1 protein-coding gene is annotated in these 717 nt (G+C 66.4%); it reads right to left on the bottom strand.

Annotated features, from left to right (window positions below; all coding sequences use genetic code 11):
- Window positions 1-538, bottom strand: a 538-nt coding sequence (locus tag U9980_RS22480) for an FAD-dependent oxidoreductase (RefSeq protein ID WP_322769751.1), incomplete at its 3' end; no start/stop codon positions are given.
- Window positions 539-717 lie beyond the last annotated feature (179 nt).

Genomic DNA, 717 nt, shown 5'->3' with positions numbered 1-717 from the left:
GCATCTCCTCGGGCGTGATCTCCTGGGGGACCGACTGGCCGAGCGTCGTCTGGCCGATCGTCAGGTGATAGGTCTGGTAGTACGGCGGGATGTGCACCCGGTCCTTCCACGCGCCCAGTTCGCCGTACGGGAACAGCGGGGTCTCGAGCGACCGGCCGCCCTGTGGCAGCCCGCCGTCCTGCTCGGGGTGGTAGTCCGGGAAGTCGGCCACCGCGTAGAACTGCACCGGCGTGCGGTCGTGGAGGTAGGAGACCATCTCTGGACCGCGGTCGACGTAGGTCTCGACCATCTCGTCGGAGATCGTGCCGTTGGACAGCGCCTTGAGGTACGTGACCGCCTTGTCGCGCGTGTCGCCCTTCTCCGGCGGCTGGTGCTGGTTGAGCGGGATCCAGATCATCCCGCCGGAGTACACCGTGGTGCCTCCCACCGTCTCGCCCTTCTCGAACAGGCCGACTCGCGCCCCCTCCTCCGCCGCGACGGCGGCCGCGGTGAGTGCGGCTCCACCGGTTCCCAGCACGATGACGTCGTAGTCGTCCATCCCTCGCCTCTCGATTCTGCCCTCGACGGATGCGCCCTGGGATCCTGCATAGGCTTATTTCTCCTGAGGAATAAGTCAAGACTCCAGTTGAGCTTGGCTCAGCTCCGTCGCACCCCTTGGGCTTGCGTCTGTTCAGGATCGCTGTAGGCGGCCTCGGCCTCCGCTGTTCTACTTCGCGG

Origin of the sequence: Protofrankia sp. Cr1, assembly GCF_963555865.1 — a bacterium.
Taxonomy (GTDB): domain Bacteria; phylum Actinomycetota; class Actinomycetes; order Frankiales; family Frankiaceae; genus Protofrankia.
The sequence above is the reverse complement of the archived record's forward strand: the minus strand, read 5'-3'. Positions and strand labels throughout refer to the sequence as shown.